Source organism: Catellatospora methionotrophica (assembly GCF_011297335.1).
Lineage (GTDB): Bacteria > Actinomycetota > Actinomycetes > Mycobacteriales > Micromonosporaceae > Catellatospora > Catellatospora methionotrophica.
The window spans coordinates 1-14,184 of sequence record NZ_JAAOTJ010000032.1 but is presented as its reverse complement, the minus strand read 5'-3'; the positions used below and the strand labels follow the sequence as shown (position 1 = coordinate 14,184).

At 72.6% G+C, this 14,184-nt stretch carries 15 protein-coding genes; 6 read left to right on the top strand and 9 right to left on the bottom strand.

Translation table 11 applies throughout. The annotated features are described in order from the left end of the window. The first annotated feature begins 97 nt into the window (after positions 1-97). Complete coding sequence (locus HAV40_RS35525) at positions 98-823, top strand: DUF4240 domain-containing protein (protein ID WP_166388688.1); 726 nt, start codon at positions 98-100, stop codon at positions 821-823. 65 nt (positions 824-888) lie between these two features. After that, positions 889-1,170 (top strand): glycine zipper domain-containing protein, encoded by a 282-nt coding sequence (locus HAV40_RS35520; RefSeq protein WP_166388679.1) that lies wholly within the window; start codon positions 889-891, stop codon positions 1,168-1,170. Positions 1,171-1,248: 78 nt separating this feature from the next. Here HAV40_RS35520 and HAV40_RS35515 read toward each other — a convergent pair whose 3' ends face one another. From HAV40_RS35515 to HAV40_RS35500, 4 genes are all read right to left on the bottom strand, one after another. After that, a complete protein-coding gene (locus HAV40_RS35515) occupies positions 1,249-3,357 on the bottom strand; it encodes an alpha-galactosidase (RefSeq protein WP_239087038.1) in 2,109 nt (702 codons plus the stop codon). Positions 3,358-3,429: 72 nt separating this feature from the next. Beyond that, positions 3,430-4,185 carry a GNAT family N-acetyltransferase gene (locus HAV40_RS35510; RefSeq protein ID WP_239087039.1) on the bottom strand — a complete coding sequence of 252 codons (756 nt, stop codon included), beginning with the start codon at positions 4,183-4,185 and terminating at the stop codon, positions 3,430-3,432. A gap of 112 nt (positions 4,186-4,297) precedes the next feature. Then, positions 4,298-4,972: a hemerythrin domain-containing protein gene (locus tag HAV40_RS35505; RefSeq protein ID WP_239087040.1), complete on the bottom strand. Its 675-nt coding sequence runs from the start codon at positions 4,970-4,972 to the stop codon at positions 4,298-4,300. A gap of 229 nt (positions 4,973-5,201) precedes the next feature. After that, positions 5,202-5,672, bottom strand: a complete 471-nt coding sequence (locus HAV40_RS35500; RefSeq protein WP_166388687.1) for a hypothetical protein — start codon at positions 5,670-5,672, stop codon at positions 5,202-5,204. An 86-nt stretch (positions 5,673-5,758) separates the two neighbouring features. On the opposite strand from HAV40_RS35500, the gene HAV40_RS35495 reads away from it, so the two are divergent. Both HAV40_RS35495 and HAV40_RS35490 read left to right on the top strand, forming a co-directional pair. Then, entirely contained in the window at positions 5,759-6,727 is a 969-nt protein-coding gene (locus HAV40_RS35495; protein WP_203672169.1) for a CapA family protein, read from the top strand. A 68-nt stretch (positions 6,728-6,795) separates the two neighbouring features. Continuing rightward, a complete protein-coding gene (locus HAV40_RS35490) occupies positions 6,796-6,975 on the top strand; it encodes a hypothetical protein (RefSeq protein WP_120315464.1) in 180 nt (59 codons plus the stop codon). Positions 6,976-7,035: 60 nt separating this feature from the next. On the opposite strand, the gene HAV40_RS35485 is transcribed toward HAV40_RS35490, so the two are convergent. The 5 genes from HAV40_RS35485 to HAV40_RS35465 all read right to left on the bottom strand — a co-directional run bounded on the left by HAV40_RS35485 (position 7,036) and on the right by HAV40_RS35465 (position 11,683). Beyond that, entirely contained in the window at positions 7,036-7,800 is a 765-nt protein-coding gene (locus HAV40_RS35485; RefSeq protein WP_166388686.1) for a nucleotidyltransferase domain-containing protein, read from the bottom strand. Continuing rightward, entirely contained in the window at positions 7,797-9,293 is a 1,497-nt protein-coding gene (locus tag HAV40_RS35480) for an outer membrane protein assembly factor BamB family protein (protein ID WP_166388685.1), read from the bottom strand. The genes HAV40_RS35485 and HAV40_RS35480 overlap by 4 nt, the downstream gene beginning before the upstream one ends. Before the next feature lie 59 nt (positions 9,294-9,352). After that, positions 9,353-10,048 (bottom strand): nucleotidyltransferase domain-containing protein, encoded by a 696-nt coding sequence (locus HAV40_RS35475; RefSeq protein ID WP_166388684.1) that lies wholly within the window; start codon positions 10,046-10,048, stop codon positions 9,353-9,355. Next, positions 10,048-11,055 carry an L-glyceraldehyde 3-phosphate reductase gene (mgrA, locus tag HAV40_RS35470; RefSeq protein ID WP_166388683.1) on the bottom strand — a complete coding sequence of 336 codons (1,008 nt, stop codon included), beginning with the start codon at positions 11,053-11,055 and terminating at the stop codon, positions 10,048-10,050. Before mgrA ends, HAV40_RS35475 begins: the two co-directional genes overlap by 1 nt. A gap of 121 nt (positions 11,056-11,176) precedes the next feature. Then, positions 11,177-11,683: a molybdenum cofactor biosysynthesis protein gene (locus HAV40_RS35465; protein WP_166388682.1), complete on the bottom strand. Its 507-nt coding sequence runs from the start codon at positions 11,681-11,683 to the stop codon at positions 11,177-11,179. 156 nt (positions 11,684-11,839) lie between these two features. Between HAV40_RS35465 and HAV40_RS35460 the strand changes: the two genes are divergently transcribed. Both HAV40_RS35460 and HAV40_RS35455 read left to right on the top strand, forming a co-directional pair. Then, complete coding sequence (locus tag HAV40_RS35460) at positions 11,840-13,051, top strand: cysteine desulfurase-like protein (RefSeq protein WP_166388681.1); 1,212 nt, start codon at positions 11,840-11,842, stop codon at positions 13,049-13,051. 61 nt (positions 13,052-13,112) lie between these two features. Next, positions 13,113-14,090: a zinc-binding dehydrogenase gene (locus HAV40_RS35455; RefSeq protein WP_166388680.1), complete on the top strand. Its 978-nt coding sequence runs from the start codon at positions 13,113-13,115 to the stop codon at positions 14,088-14,090. The last annotated feature ends 94 nt before the right edge of the window (positions 14,091-14,184 follow it).

The following is a 14,184-nucleotide window of genomic DNA, read 5'->3' as shown; positions in this document are numbered from 1 at the left end:
GATCATGAACTTGTGGACGTGTTCGACGGCGTGTCACCACCCCGGCACCGTGCTCGACGGCGGTGCCGGGGTGGGACCGTCGGACGGATGTGGGAGAGTGCCTGCCGTGGATGTGGGGGAGTTCTGGGGGCTCATCGAGCGTGCGGTGCGGCAGGAGCCCGGCCGGGCGCACCGGGCGGGGTGGCTCCAGGAGCAGCTCGCGGCACGTGAGGTCGAGGAGATCCTGGATTTCGAGGCGCACCTGGACGACGCGTCCGACCGTGCCATGTCCTGGCTGATGTGGGGCGCGGCATACCGGATCTTCGGCGGCTGCTCCGACGACGGCTTCTGCTACTTCCGGACCTGGCTGATGAGCCTGGGCCGGGAGTCCTTCGAGCGCCTGGTCGACGACCCCGACGCGCTGGCGGCCGTGCCGCAGGTCCGCAGCCTGGCCGGTCGTGCGCGCGGCGGCTGGCTCGCCGACGAGTGGCCGGAGTGGGAGGAGCTCAACTACGCCGCCTCCGAAGCCTTCGAGGGCGTACGCGGCCACGGCGCCAACATCTACCGCGCGGTCGAGGAGCACCGGCGCGAGCCGCGGCTGCAGACCCTGCAGGACGAGCACTGGAACTTCGACGACCCCGCCGAGATGGCCCGCCGCCTGCCCGCCCTCGCCCGCCTGTTCCCGCAGTTGCCGACCGAGCCGCTGCCCCCGGTGCCCCTGCCGCCGGTCTCCGGCGGACCCGAACGGGAACCCGGCGGCCCGACCCCGGAGATCCCCGGGCAGCTCGCGATCCCCGGCCTGCCCGGACCCGTGCACGGTGACCGCCGGGATGACACGGTCTGACATAGTCCGGGGCGGACCGGGTATCGGAACGGCTCCAACGGATGCACGACCGCGAGGAGGCGACTGTGACGGACAACGGCCCCGACAAGCCCGTCGAGCACCAGGGCGACGACCCGGGTCGATCGGGTGGCGGCCCGGAATCCGAAGGCGGCCCGGAATCCGGCGGCGCACCGGCCTCGGGCAAGAACGCGAACAACGCCCTCGCCCTGGGCATCGCTCTCGGCACCGCGATCGGTGCCGGCCTGGGCCTGGCCCTGGGCAACCTGGCGCTGGGCATCGGCATGGGCGTCGCGATCGGCGTGGCCCTCGGCGTCGGCATCGGGCAGCAGCGCAAGTCCCAGCCCTGACCCCCGCGCAGCGTTCGACCACGACCGGGTGCGCACAGCTCGGCGACGAGTCGTGCGCACCCGGTCGGGTCTCGCCCGTCAGAGCTGGCGGTGGAGTTCCAGGACGAAGGCCTCGGCGGGGCGCAGCGGCGGCGCGAGCAGGCCGTGCCCGGCCAGGGCCGCGCCGGTGAGGACCAGGTCGGGCTGCCAGGGCCGACCGTGCAGCTGCGGGCCGGGCAGTTCGGGCAGCAGCCGCACCCGGTAGGTCGCGTCGGGGTCCAGGCCGGGCAGCCGCAGCCGGGTCGCGCCGTCCCGGGCGCTCGCACCCAGCTGGGCGTACGCGTACAGCGCGTGCCCGCCGTCGGCGGCGACCACGCCGTGCAGGAACGCCGTCGGGTCCGGGTGGTCGGCCCGCACCGTGCGGCCGGTGTGGATCAGCCCGCGCAGCCGCCGGTACGCCGCGATCCAGGAGCACAGCGCGTCCCGCTCGGCGTCGGTGCAGCCGGTGATGTCCCACTCGATGCCCGCGTGGCCGAACAGCGCGGTCGCGCACCGGAACGCCAGCGACGTGGCGCGGCCGTTGGTGTGCGAGACGGGCGGGCCGACGTGGCTGCCGACCAGCTCCGGCGGCAGCAGCAGGCCGGTCCAGCGCTGGATGTGCTGGCGCTCCAGCGGGTCGTTGTTGTCCGAGCCCCAGACCCGGTCGGTGCGGGCCAGCACGCCCAGGTCGACGCGGCTGCCACCGGACGAGCAGGACTCGATCTCCAGCCCGGGGTGCCGCTCGCGTAGCGCGTCCAGCAGCCGGTACACGGCCTCGGTCTGCGCGTGCACCCCGGCGGCGCCGTCGTGGACCGCCTCGACCAGGTCCCGGTTGTGGTCCCACTTCAGGTACGCCGGGCGGTACTCGGCGACCAGCGCGTCGAGCCGCTCCAGCAGGTACGCGAAGACCTCGGGCCGGGCCACGTCGAGCACGTGCTGCCAGCGCTGCTCCTCGGGCAGCCGGCCGGGCGCGGCCAGCACCCAGTCGGGGTGCTGCTCGGCGAGCCGGGAGCGCGGGTTGACCATCTCCGGCTCGACCCACAGGCCGAACTGCATGCCGAGCCGGTTCACCTCGTCCACCAGCGGGTGCAGGCCGTCGGGCCACACGTCCGGGTCGACGTGCCAGTCGCCGAGGCCCGCCTTGTCGTCGCGGCGGCCCAGGAACCAGCCGTCGTCGAGCACGAACCGCTCCACACCCAGCTCGGCGGCCGTACGCGCGAGCGCGGTCAGCTTGTCCAGGTCGTGGTCGAAGTAGACGGCCTCCCAGGTGTTCAGAGTCAGCGGCCGGGGCGACGCCGGGTGCGACGGGCGGGCGCGCAGCCAGCCGTGCACGGCCGCGGACAGCCCGTCCAGGCCGCTGCCGCTGTAGGCGAAGTGCACCCACGGGCTGGTGTACGTCTCGCCCTCCGACAGCCGTACCTCGCCCGGTTCCAGCAGCTCGCCGCCGCCGAGCACGCCGTCGCGCTCGGGCAGCCGCTGGGCCAAATGCTGGTGGTCGCCGGACCAGCCGACGTGCACGCCCCACACCTCGCCGGTGCGGAACCCGAAGCCGGGGGTCCCGGCGGTGAACAGCGACGGCGCGCCGAAGCCGGTGCGGCCGCGGCGGCTCTCGTGGGCGATGGTCTGGTCGCCGAACGCGCTGCGCTGCGGGGCGCGCTCGCGCGACCAGCGGCCGGTGAAGTCGAGCACCTCGGCGGCCTGGGCGGGCACCGGGAGCAGGCAGAGCAGGCTGTCGACATGCCACACTCCCGGCGCGGTGCTGGTGACGGCGTGGCGCTGGCGGATCAGGCCCTGCGGGGTGAGCTCCAGCTCGGTGCGCACCGTGATGCCCGCGCGCTCGTCGCGGGACGTGGCGGTCACCGTACCCCCGCCGGACGGGTCGGCGACGACCGTGACCGGCGCGGTCAGGCTGAGCCGCAGGTGGCCGGGCCCGCCGTCGCGGTGGCCGGACAGGCCGGGGCGGCCCGCCCAGCGGTCGAGCTGGGTGGGCAGCAGCGGCACGGTCGGCGGGACCGCGTTGCCACCCGCGTCCTGCGCGGCGGCGAGCCCGTCGACGGCCTCGCCGAGGTCGGCGCCCCAGTGCAGCACCCGCGGCACGCCCGGACCCGCCACGTCGAGCACCAGTGACACCCCGGCGGCGCGCAGCGCCACCAGCTCCGAACCGCCCACGGAATTCCACCCGTTCCAACGAAATCCAACATCACCGGACGGCGTCGAGCGTAGGAGCCGCAGCCCCGTCCGTCAACGAGCGGTGAAGGTGAACTCGCCGTACGCGGCGGCCTGCGTGAAGCCGAGGCCCGCGTACAGGGCGCGCGCGGCCGTGTTGTCGGCCTTCACGTTCAAGGTCACGTGGTCGACGGTGTCCAGCAGCCGCCTGCACAGCGCCGACACCGCGCCCCGGGCCAGCCCCTCGCCCCGAGCCCGCGGATGTGTCGTGACGTTGCCCAGCGCCGCCACCCGGTACTTCGGCGACCACACGTGCACGCCCGCCACCGCCAGCAGCTCGCCGTCGCGGCGCACCCCGACGTACTGCCCGGTCTCCAGCATCCGCGCGTCGAACCAGTTGCCGGGGTAGGCGACCTCGTAGAGAGCCAGCAGGTCCGGCAGGTCGGCGGGGGTCAGCACGTCACCGAGCGGCGCGGCGAGCGCGGCCGGGTCGGTCAGCGCCAGCTTGAGGTGCGGCCCGCCGGGCTCGCAGGCGAAACCGTCGAACACCTGCTCGGCGCCGGGGGACAGGTGGGCGTAGAAGGTCCGGGGTAGCAGCGGCACGAGTCCCGCCAGCAGCGCGTGCGACCCCTGCGGCCGGTCGTCGAAGGCCAGCAGGACCGGCAGCCCGCCGCCGTGGTAGACCAGCGCGACCGCGTCGCCCTCGCGATACCAGGTCGTGTACGGCCAAAAGAAGTCGTCGAGATCGCCCAGCTGGTACGCGTGCAGCGCCGGAGCGCCGCCGAGCAGCCGCGCCAGCTCGTCCCGGTCGTGCACACCCGTCACCGTCACCGCTCGATGATCACACGCGGGTCTGCCTGCCGCGCTCGGGCCCTCTTAAGGGCCCGGACGCAGCGTCGCCGCCCCGGGCCGTGGTACACGGTCCGGGGCGGCGGCCGGTGGATCAGGACTTGGCGCTGCGCAGCTTCAGCGGGTCGGCCGGGGCCTTGCCCTTGGCCGCCTCCATCTTCGCGCCCAGTTCCTTGAGGTCGCCGCGGCTCATCGCCTTGCGGACCTCCGGGAACCACTCCTGCTCCTCCTCCTTGACGTGGTGCCGGACGTTCTCCATCAGCACCGTCATCTTGGCGTCGAAGCGCTCGTCGTGCGCGTCGAGGTCCTTGAGCTCGGACATCATCCAGGCCACCACGTGGTGCTCCTCGACGCTCTCCAGCACGTGCTCGCCGGTCTCCGGAGCGGCCTTGCGCGCCGTCGGGTAGAACAGCGTCTCCTCGATGTACGCGTGGGTGGTCAGCTCGGTGATCACCTGGTCCACGATCTTGCGCTTCTTGGCGTACGCCGAGTCGCCGGCCTTCTCGAACTCCTTGAACAGCTTCTCGACCACCTTGTGGTCGTCCTTCAGCAGCGCGATCGCGTCCTGGCCGACGGCGGCCGCCGGCATGGACTTCTTGCCCTGCGAGGTCTTGGCCGTCGTCTTGGCCGCGGACTTGGGGGCGGCCTTGGCGACCGTCTTCGCCACGGACTTCGCCGCGGTCCTGGCCGCGGTCTTGGTGGCCTTGGCCGCCTTCTTCGCCGGGGTCGCGGCCTTGCTCTGGCGGGTGGTGCTCGCCGTCTGGCTCATGGTTCCTCCCGAAGGTCCGATTAGTCGTCCTTTGGAGATCTACCCCATCCACGCGGCCGTTATTCATGAATTCGTGGAATGGAGGCGGCCGACACGATCGCGCGAGCCGGTGAAGGTCATGCGGGGAGCTCGTCTGGTCCAACCGCGACCAGTGGTGCGAGGAACCGTCGTGCCGCTGCGGCGTCGGCGACCGGACTGGCGACGTCGGTGCGGATCGGCGCCGTGGGGTTCAGACCGGGACGGCGGCCAGTGCGCCGGCGGGGACCGGGGTGAGCTTGCGCAGCGGTTCCCACAGCTGCGGTTGCAGCCGGGTGGCGGCGGCCACGGTCGCGTCGGTGTCGGCGAGCATCGCCAGGTGGCGGCACGCGTGCGCGGCGACGGCGTCCAGGTCGACGGTCGCGGGGCTGGGCGCGAGCGGGTGCGGGCCGGAGGTCATCGCGTCGAGGCGTACCGGCCGGGTGTGCTGAGGGTCGAGGTCGGGCAGGGCGGCGTAGGTCAGCACGACCGCGCCGTCCTCGACGCGCCACGAGGTCGAGTGCAGCAGCCCGCCGTCCGTACACGGGGACAGGCCCGCGAGCTGCCGGGCGACGTCGTCCGGGTGCGCGCCTCCGGTCACCTCGGCGCGACGCTGGCGGAAGCACAGACCGCCGTCCCGCGCGGAGAGCAGGATGGCCTCGACGACGACACCGGGTGACGACACGTTTCGCAAGGTATCCGCTGTTGCCACCAATGTGCAACAAGGCGCTCCGAGGTGGCGCAAGATCGCAGCGGGCGCACAATGAGGGCGTGAAGCTCGTGCTGGCGGGGGACACGATGCTCGGCCGGTCCGTGGGGGAGCGGCTCAGCCTGGGGCATGCGGCGTACGAGGAGATCTTCGCTGAGCAGGTGCAGCAGCTCACCGCCGCCGCGGACCTGTGCGTGGTCAATCTGGAGTGCTGCATCTCCGAGCGCGGCGAGCCGTGGCCCACGCCCGGCAAGCCGTTCTTCTTCCGCGCCCCGCCCCGGGCCGCTGGCCTGCTGGCCTGGCTGGGCGTCGACTGCGTGACCCTGGCCAACAACCACGCCCTCGACTTCGGCCCGGTCGCGCTCGCCGACACCCTGGAGCACCTGGAACGGGCCGGGGTCGCGGTCGTCGGCGCGGGCCCCGACCAGGAGCGCGCGCGGGCCTGGCGGCTGCTGGAGGCCGACGGCGTACGCGTCGGCGTGCTCGGCGTGACCGATCACCCGCTGGACTTCGCGGCGACCGAGGACAGCCCCGGCGTCGCCTTCGCCGACCTGCGCCGCGGGCTGCCGGACTGGCTGGCCACGCTGGTCGGCGAGATGGCCGCGCAGGTCGACGTGGCGCTGGTGACGCCGCACTGGGGACCGAACATGACCAGCGGGCCGGTCGGGCACGTACGCGAGGCGGCGACGCAGTTGCTGGCGGCTGGGGCGACGCTGGTGGCCGGGCACTCGGCGCACGTGTTCCACGGTGTGCACGGGCCGGTGCTGTACGACCTCGGCGACTTCGTCGACGACTACGCCGTCGACCCCGGCCTGCGCAACGACCTCGGGCTGCTGTTCGAGGTCACCATCGACGAGCGGGGGCCGGTGTCGGTGGAGGCGGTGCCGCTGGCGCTGGACTTCACCCGTACCCGCGCGGCGGCGCCGCACGAGGCGGAGTGGATCGGGTGGCGCTTCGGCAAGGCCTGCGCCGAACTCGGCACCCAGGTCACCGCCACCGACCAGGGCCGGTTGCGGGTCGATCTGCGCTGAGGTTTGCGGCTGTGCGCATGTGGACATCGGAGTGTCAGTCAACCCCTACTGACATAACTGGAGTCACGATGTTCGCCATCATCGCTGCGATCTGCTTCGGGCTCGCCCTGCTGCTCGACCTGCTCGGGGAGGGTGTCGAGCCGCTGTTCACCGTCGGCACGCTGACCCTGCTGGGCTTCCTGTTCGTCGCGCTGCACCTGGCCGGCTTCGCCGCCGCGGTGCGCGGGCGCAACTGGCGCCGTCGCTGACGTTCAGCTCCACAGTCACCCGCCTGCGCCGGTCAGGGGCGCAGGCGGGCCTTTCTGTCTTCAGACCCGTTCGAGGCGGACCCGCACGACCAGGTCGTGCAGGGCGTCGTACGCGGTCGGCTGCGGTGGCAGCGCGGTCGTCGTCCTCGCTTCGCGGAGCTGCTCGCGCAGCCGTTCGACGTCGGCGAGGATCTGCTCCGGGGCGGGCAGGCCCGCATCGACGCCGAGCCGCCGGTGCTCGCCCTGCCGCTTGGCCGCGATCAGCTCCGGCACGTACGGCAGCTTCGCGTCCTCGGCCAGCAGGTTCAGGTCGGCCACCACCTCGCCGGTGCGCATCAGGTGCAGGCCGGTCGCCAGCACCCGCAGCAGGTACAGCGCGGGCTTGAGCTTGCCGGTGCTCGCGAACAGCTTCTCCGACGAGATCGAGAAACCCAGGTAGTGGTCGGCGTACCCGGCGTTGAGGCAGCCCGGCACCAGCGACAGCAGCTCGGCGTGCAGCGGCGTGGTGCGCACCACCAGCGGGGAGGTGACCTGCTCCAGCACGTCGCCGCTGCGGCCGAGCAGCAGCTTGGCGCACTTGGTCAGGTCGTGGGTGACCAGGTCCAGCTCGACGCCGTGCCGGTCGCCGATGTGGTTGATCGTCGCCGGGCCCTGCCGCAGCCCGACCAGCTCGGCGGCGGGCAGCAGGTGCGCGCCGCGCAGGTCGACGTCGGAGTCCACCGACGCGAAGCCGTACAGGTGCGCGCCGCTGACCGTCGCGAAGACCAGCGGGTACGGCTGCTCGTCGGCGACCTGGCCGGTCCAGTCCGGGATAGTGACCGTCATCGCAGCGCGATGGCGTGCAGCTGCCCGGCCCGGGTGCCGACGTAGATCACGCCGTTCCAGACCGCGGGCGTCGACTCGATGCAGGCACCCGGCTTGACCTTCCACAGCAGCTTCGGCGCGACCGCGGTGTCGGCGACGTCGTAGGCGTACAGCCAGCCCGCGTTGCAGTCACCGATGATCAGCACGTCGTCGACGATGACCGGCGAACCGTGGCCCATCCCCGGCACGTGGTGCCGCCAGCGCACCTTGCCCGTCTCCCGGTCCACGCCGACCAGGTCCATGGCGTGCGTGCCGAAGATGACGAGGTCCTTGTGCAGGGCCGCGGTGCTGTACGTGCCGCCGTTGCGCTCGTCGATCTTCCAGACCAGCGGGTCGTCGGGCTTGCTCGGGTCGAGCTTCATCAGCTGCCCGACCTGCTTGGACCGGGCGTTCTTCTTCTCGTACTCCGAGCCGACGTACAGCATGCCCTTCTCGTCGGAGACGATCGAGCCGTCGGTGTCGTCGCCGGTCCAGAAGCGCAGCACCCGCTTGGGCTTCTCGCCCTTCTTCAGCCCGCTGATGTCCCAGCCCTGCACGAGCCCGGCCGAGTTCGCGAAGTAGATCGTGTTGCCGGAGACGTTGACCGAGTTCTCCACCGAGAACGTCTTGTGCCCGGCGTCCTTGATCAGCTTCTCGTCCCAGCTCGGGGTGTTCCAGATCAGCTTCGGCTTGACGGTGACCTTGCCGTTCGCGTCGTAGCCCCGGTTCAGCTTCACGATGTGGAACTGGCTGTTCTCGCCGCCCTCGAACAGGTAGTCGTCGATGATGATCGCCGAGCTGTCCCAGTCGTTGTTCCACAGCGTCGGCTTCACCGCGTACGCCGAGAGCTTCCACAGCTCCTTGGGCTTGTCGCCGTCGATCGCGATGATCCGGAAGTAGTCGTCGCGCGAACCGGTGTAGACCAGCGGGAAACCGTCCGGGTCGATGGTCACCGAGCCCTTGATGATGTCGTTGGTGGTGAAGTCCGGCAGGATCCGCTCGCCGCTGGTCGCGTCGAGGAAGTGCACCTTGCCGTCGTACGCCCCGAACACCAGCCAGGTCCTGCCGTCGCGCTCGAACACCGCGGGCTGGCCGGTCCAGCCCATGCCGCACCAGATGCGCTCGCCGTGCTCGTCGACCGAGGGACGGCACATGCCGCCCGTCTTCGGGAAGCGCCACAGCTCCTCGGGCTTGGTCTTCGGGATCGGCCCCGAGCCCAGGTACGTGCGTGTCGGGTTGCCCCGGAACGTCAGCAGCCCCTTGACCTTGTCGCCCCACGGCTTACCGGCCGACGCCGGATCGTGCCAGCCCGCGTACGCGGCCGGGGAGGGTTCCGGGGCCGTCGAGCCCGACGGCGCGGCCGAACTCGGCGCGACGAACGCCGGTTCGTCGGGGGCGGTGTCGCAGGCGGCGACGGCGGTGGCGAGGAGCGCGGCGACGAGCAGCGCGAGGCGGCGGCCGAGGGGTCGGGTCACCGGGCAAGTATCCACAACGACCGTGCCCTGCGGTAAGACCACCCGATCGGCCGCCGCCGTCACCGAACGGCCGAGTCCAGCCCCTCTTCGCGTACCCCCATCAGGAAATCGTCCACCGTGGCACGGTCCGGCTCGGCGGGCAGCGCGGTGTCGGCCGCGGCCTTGGCCAGGTCCGCGGAGCGGGCCTCGGCCAGCGCCGCCACCTCGGCGAACGGCACCTCGCCGCGCTTGACCGACAGCAGCAGTTCACGCTCGTCGGACACGTCCACCAGCACCTCGCCCGTGCGCAGCACGTGCGCCCCGGCCCGCAGCAGCCGCAGCATGTGCATGGCCTGCTTCCAGCGCACGTCGCCGGTCCGCTCCCGGTGCGCCCGCAGCTTCGCGAACTGGTCGGCCGCGTACCGCCCGTAGGTCTCGGCGGCCCGGCTCGACAGGAACGCCCCGCGCACCCCCAGCAGCCGCTCGCCGGTCGGCGTGCACAGCTCGACCAGCGGCGACCACAGGCACTCCAGGACCGTCGGGTTCGCCGTCAGCGCGAGCGTGCACAGCCGCTCGACCTCCCACGAGAACTGCTCCTCGGCCGGGCCGTCCACGTGCGTGGGCGGCTTGTCCAGGCCCCAGAACAGCCGGGTGGGCGCGGCGAACACGCCCCGGCGGTCGGTGTCGGAGGCGGGACCCGCGAGGCCGTACGCCCGCGAGCCCACCACCACCGACAGGATGCTGTGCTCGGTGACGAGCCGGTGATCGCCGAGCACTAGATGACGATCTCCGCCTCGGTGGCGAACTGGTCGATCTCGGTCAGCTCCTCGGCGGTGAAGTCGAGGTTGCCCAGCGCCGCGATGTTGTTCTCCAGTTGGCCCACGCTGGACGCGCCGATGACCAGGCTGGTCATCCGCTCGTCGCGCAGCGCCCAGGCCAGCGCGAGCTGCGCCAGCGACTGCCCGCGCCGCCGGGCGATCTCGTTGAGGCCCTCGACCTTGACCCGGTTGCTCGGGGTCAGCGCGTCCTCGTTGAGGAAATGGCTGGTCCGGATACGCGAATCCTCGGGAACGCCCTGGAGGTAGCGGTCCGTGAGCAGGCCCTGAGCCAGCGGCGAGAACGAGATGCAGCCCGCGCCGACCTCCTCCAGGGTGTCCAGGAGCTGGTCCCGCTCGGTCCAGCGGTTGATCATCGAGTACGACGGCTGGTGGATCAGCAGCGGCGTGCCCAGCGACTTCAGGATCGCCGCCGCCTCGCGCGTCTGCGCCGCCGTGTACGACGAGATGCCGACGTACAGCGCCTTGCCCGCGCGTACGGCCGCGTCCAGCGCGCCCATCGTCTCTTCCAGCGGGGTGTCCGGGTCGAAGCGGTGCGAGTAGAACACGTCGACGTAGTCCAGGCCCATCCGCCGCAGCGACTGGTCCAGCGACGCGGTCAGGTACTTGCGCGAACCCCACTCGCCGTACGGGCCCGGCCACATGTCATATCCGGCCTTCGTCGCGATGACCAGCTCGTCCCGGTACGGCTTCAGGTCGGTGGCCAGCATCCGGCCGAAGTTCTCCTCGGCCGCCCCCGGCGGCGGGCCGTAGTTGTTGGCCAGGTCGAAGTGGGTGACCCCGAGGTCGAACGCGCGCCGCACGATGTCGCGCTGGCGGTCCCACGGACGCTCGTGGCCAAAGTTGTGCCACAGGCCCAGCGAGATCGCGGGCAGCTTCAGCCCACTGCGCCCGGTACGCCGGTAGATCATGGAGTCGTATCGCTTCGCCTCTGCCACGTACGTCATACGAACCAGCCTAGTAGCCCCCCATCGGCGGCCGGACGGGCGGACGGCGGGCCGCTGATGATCGCCGTTTCGTGTCAAAAGCTGCGGTGGGACCCGATGTTCTGACCCGAAACAGCGATCATCAGCGAGCCGAGGCTGGAGGTGCCGCCGGAACGACAGCGCCGATGCTGAACGTGACCGGGCCGACGCGCAGGATGCCGTCGTCGAGCGGGGTGCAGCGGATGCCGCCGTGGCCGCGCAGCGTCCGCCACGCGCCGGGGCCGATGGTCACGTCCATCCAGGCGCACGGGTTCGCGGGGCGGTTGACGCGCAGCCGCACCGGACCGTCCCCGGTGTCGAGCACCAGCACCGATCCGACGAGGTCGTCGACAGGGATGCCGCTGGTGAGGATGTTGCGCCGGACGTGGCTGAGGTCCGCGCCCGGCGGCAGCGACTCCTGCGCGATCACGGTCACGCTCGCGTCGCGGTGCGCCTGCCTGCCGAAGTACCGGTCCCCGGCGACGCCCAGCAGTGCCCGCACCCGCACCAGCTCGACCAGCTCACCCTCCGGCGCCGCCGACGGCCCGTCCCCGGGCCGCCCCTGGAACCGCCGCACCGGTGACGCCAGCAACTGCACGATCTCCGCCACGCCCTGCATTCTACGAAGCCACGGGCCGGAGCTGCCGTTTCGGGGAAGCGCAGCCATCGGGCCGCCGGTTCGTGCACTTTCCCCGAGGGTGCGGCCCCGAAAGTGCAAGCCGTCCGGATCATGACGGGGGCGGGCGGGGTGGTTAGGGTGGCGGGCATGGCGTTTGAGATCGCGTGGGCGCGGGCGGCGTACCCGGCGTTGGGTGAGGGTTTTCGGCACTTCGACGCGGCGGCGGGGTCGCTGGTCGCGGAGCCGGTAGCGGCGGCGGTCGACGCCGTTTACCGGGGTGCGGTGGCTAACCGCAGTGAGGCGTTCGCGCCGGGCCGACGCGCGATCGGGATCGTCGCCGACGCGCGGCGCGCGGTCGCGGACCTGCTCGGCGCGGACCCGGCCGGGGTGGTGTTCGGCAACAGCGCGACGTCGCTGGTGTACCTGGTGGCCCGTACCCTCGGGCAGTCCTGGGGGCCGGACGACGAGGTCGTCGTGTCGCGGCTGGACCACGACGCGAACGTGCGGCCCTGGGTGCAGGTCGCGGAGGAGCGCGGTGCGACGGTCGTCTGGGCCGAGTTCGACCCGGCCACCGGCGAGCTGCCGACCCTGCAGTACCGGGATCTGATCACGGACCGGACCCGGCTGGTCGCGGTGACCGCGGCCAGCAACGCCATCGGCACCCGGCCCGACGTGCCCGCGATCGCCGCGCTCGCGCACCCGGTCGGCGCGCTGGTGTTCGTCGACGGTGTGCACGCCACGCCGCACCAGCCGACCGACGTGACCGCGCTCGGCGCGGACTTCTACGTGACCAGCGCCTACAAGTGGTCCGGGCCGCACCTGGCGGCCTGTGTCGCCGACCCGGACACGTGGGCGTGGATGTTCCCGCCGAAGCTGCGCCCGTCCAGCGACGCGGTGCCCGAGCGCTTCGAGTTCGGCACGCCGAGTTTCGCTTCGCTGGCCGGGGTGACCGCCGCCGTCGACCACCTCGCCGGGCTGGACCCGGCCGCGACCGGCACCCGCCGCGAGCGGCTGCTCACCTCCCTGGCGGCGGTGCGCGACTACGAGGCGGACCTGTTCGCGCGGCTGGTCGGCGGGCTCGCCGCGATCGACGGGGTGCGGCTGTGCCCGGCCCCGGCCGACCGCTGCCCGACGGTGTCGTTCCGGGTCGGCGGGCAGCCCCCGGCCGAGACGTCGAAGCTGCTCGGCGAGGCCGGGATCTGCGCCTTCGCGGGCGACTACTACGCGTGGGAGTACTTCACCGCGACCGGCCTGCGCGAGACCGGCGGCGCGGTGCGGGCGGGCATCTACCACTACACGACCGCCGAGGACGTGGACGTGCTGCTGGAGGCGGTCCGCGCGCTGGCTGAGCACGCCTAAGGCTTGACCTCAAGTGCGCTGGAGCTTCTAGCGTCGTCGGCATCCGACGCGAGGAGCGACCATGCACGCCATCCGGCAGTACGAGTTCGGCCCGGCCGAGAACCTGCGCTACGAGGAGGTTCCCGACCCCCTGCCGGGCGAGGGGCAGGTGCTGATCGACGTCGAGGCCGCCGGCGTACACCTGATCGACACCACGATCCGGTCCGGCAGCCCCGGCCCGTTCCCGCCGCCTCGGCTGCCGATGACGCCGGGCCGTGAGGTCGCCGGGCGGGTGGCACGGACCGGTCCGGGCGTCGACCCGGTCTGGCACGGCCGGCGGGTGGTCGCGCACCTGGGCATGACCAGCGGCGGGTACGCCTCCCGTGCCGTCGCGAACGTCGCCTCCCTGCACGAGATCCCGGCCTCGCTGACCGCCCCGGCCGCCGTGGCCATGATCGGAACGGGCCGGACGGCGGTCGGCGTGCTGCGCCAGGCGCAGCTCCGCGACGGCGACGCCGTGCTGGTCACCGGCGCGGCCGGGGGGCTGGGCACGCTGCTCGTCCAGGCGGCGCAGCGGGCCGGGGCGCTGGTCGTCGGCGTGGCGGGCGGCCCGGACAAGGTCGCCCTCGTGCAGCGCAACGGGGCCGACATCGCCGCCGACTACCGCGAGCCCGGCTGGGCCGAGAAGGTGCGTGCCGAACTGGGCGAACGCGAGCTGACCGTGGTGCTCGACGGCGTCGGCGGAACCGAGGGCCGGGCGGCCCTGGAACTGCTCGCCCCGCTCGGCCGCTTCCTGATCTTCGGCGGCTCGGCGGGCACCCCGACCCAGATCACCACCCAGGACCTGTACGCCCGCGGCATCGTCGCCTCCTCCGCGATCGGCCCCGCCATGATGAAGACCCCCGGCGGCCTGCGCCCGCTGGAGGAGCAGGCCCTGCGCGACGCCGCCGAGGGCTGGTTCACCCCTGCCCTGACCACCTTCCCCCTCACCGAAGCAGCCCACGCCCACACCGCCCTGGAGAACCGAGCCACGGTCGGCAAGGTCGTCCTCCTCCCCTGACCTCCCCGCCCGCCCACCCCACCCCCACCCCCACCCCCACCGCAACTCTTAAAGAGTCGCGCCCAAGGGGTGCCCCGGTGACCGCGACTTTTTA

Coding starts and splice junctions, on each gene's coding strand:
- HAV40_RS35505 (WP_239087040.1), bottom strand. CDS start 4,972: ATGAGCCAGACGGCGAGCACCACCCGCCAGAGCAAGGCCGCGACCCCG.
- HAV40_RS35490 (WP_120315464.1), top strand. CDS start 6,796: ATGTTCGCCATCATCGCTGCGATCTGCTTCGGGCTCGCCCTGCTGCTC.
- HAV40_RS35485 (WP_166388686.1), bottom strand. CDS start 7,800: ATGACGGTCACTATCCCGGACTGGACCGGCCAGGTCGCCGACGAGCAG.
- mgrA (WP_166388683.1), bottom strand. CDS start 11,055: ATGACGTACGTGGCAGAGGCGAAGCGATACGACTCCATGATCTACCGG.
- HAV40_RS35460 (WP_166388681.1), top strand. CDS start 11,840: ATGGCGTTTGAGATCGCGTGGGCGCGGGCGGCGTACCCGGCGTTGGGT.
- HAV40_RS35455 (WP_166388680.1), top strand. CDS start 13,113: ATGCACGCCATCCGGCAGTACGAGTTCGGCCCGGCCGAGAACCTGCGC.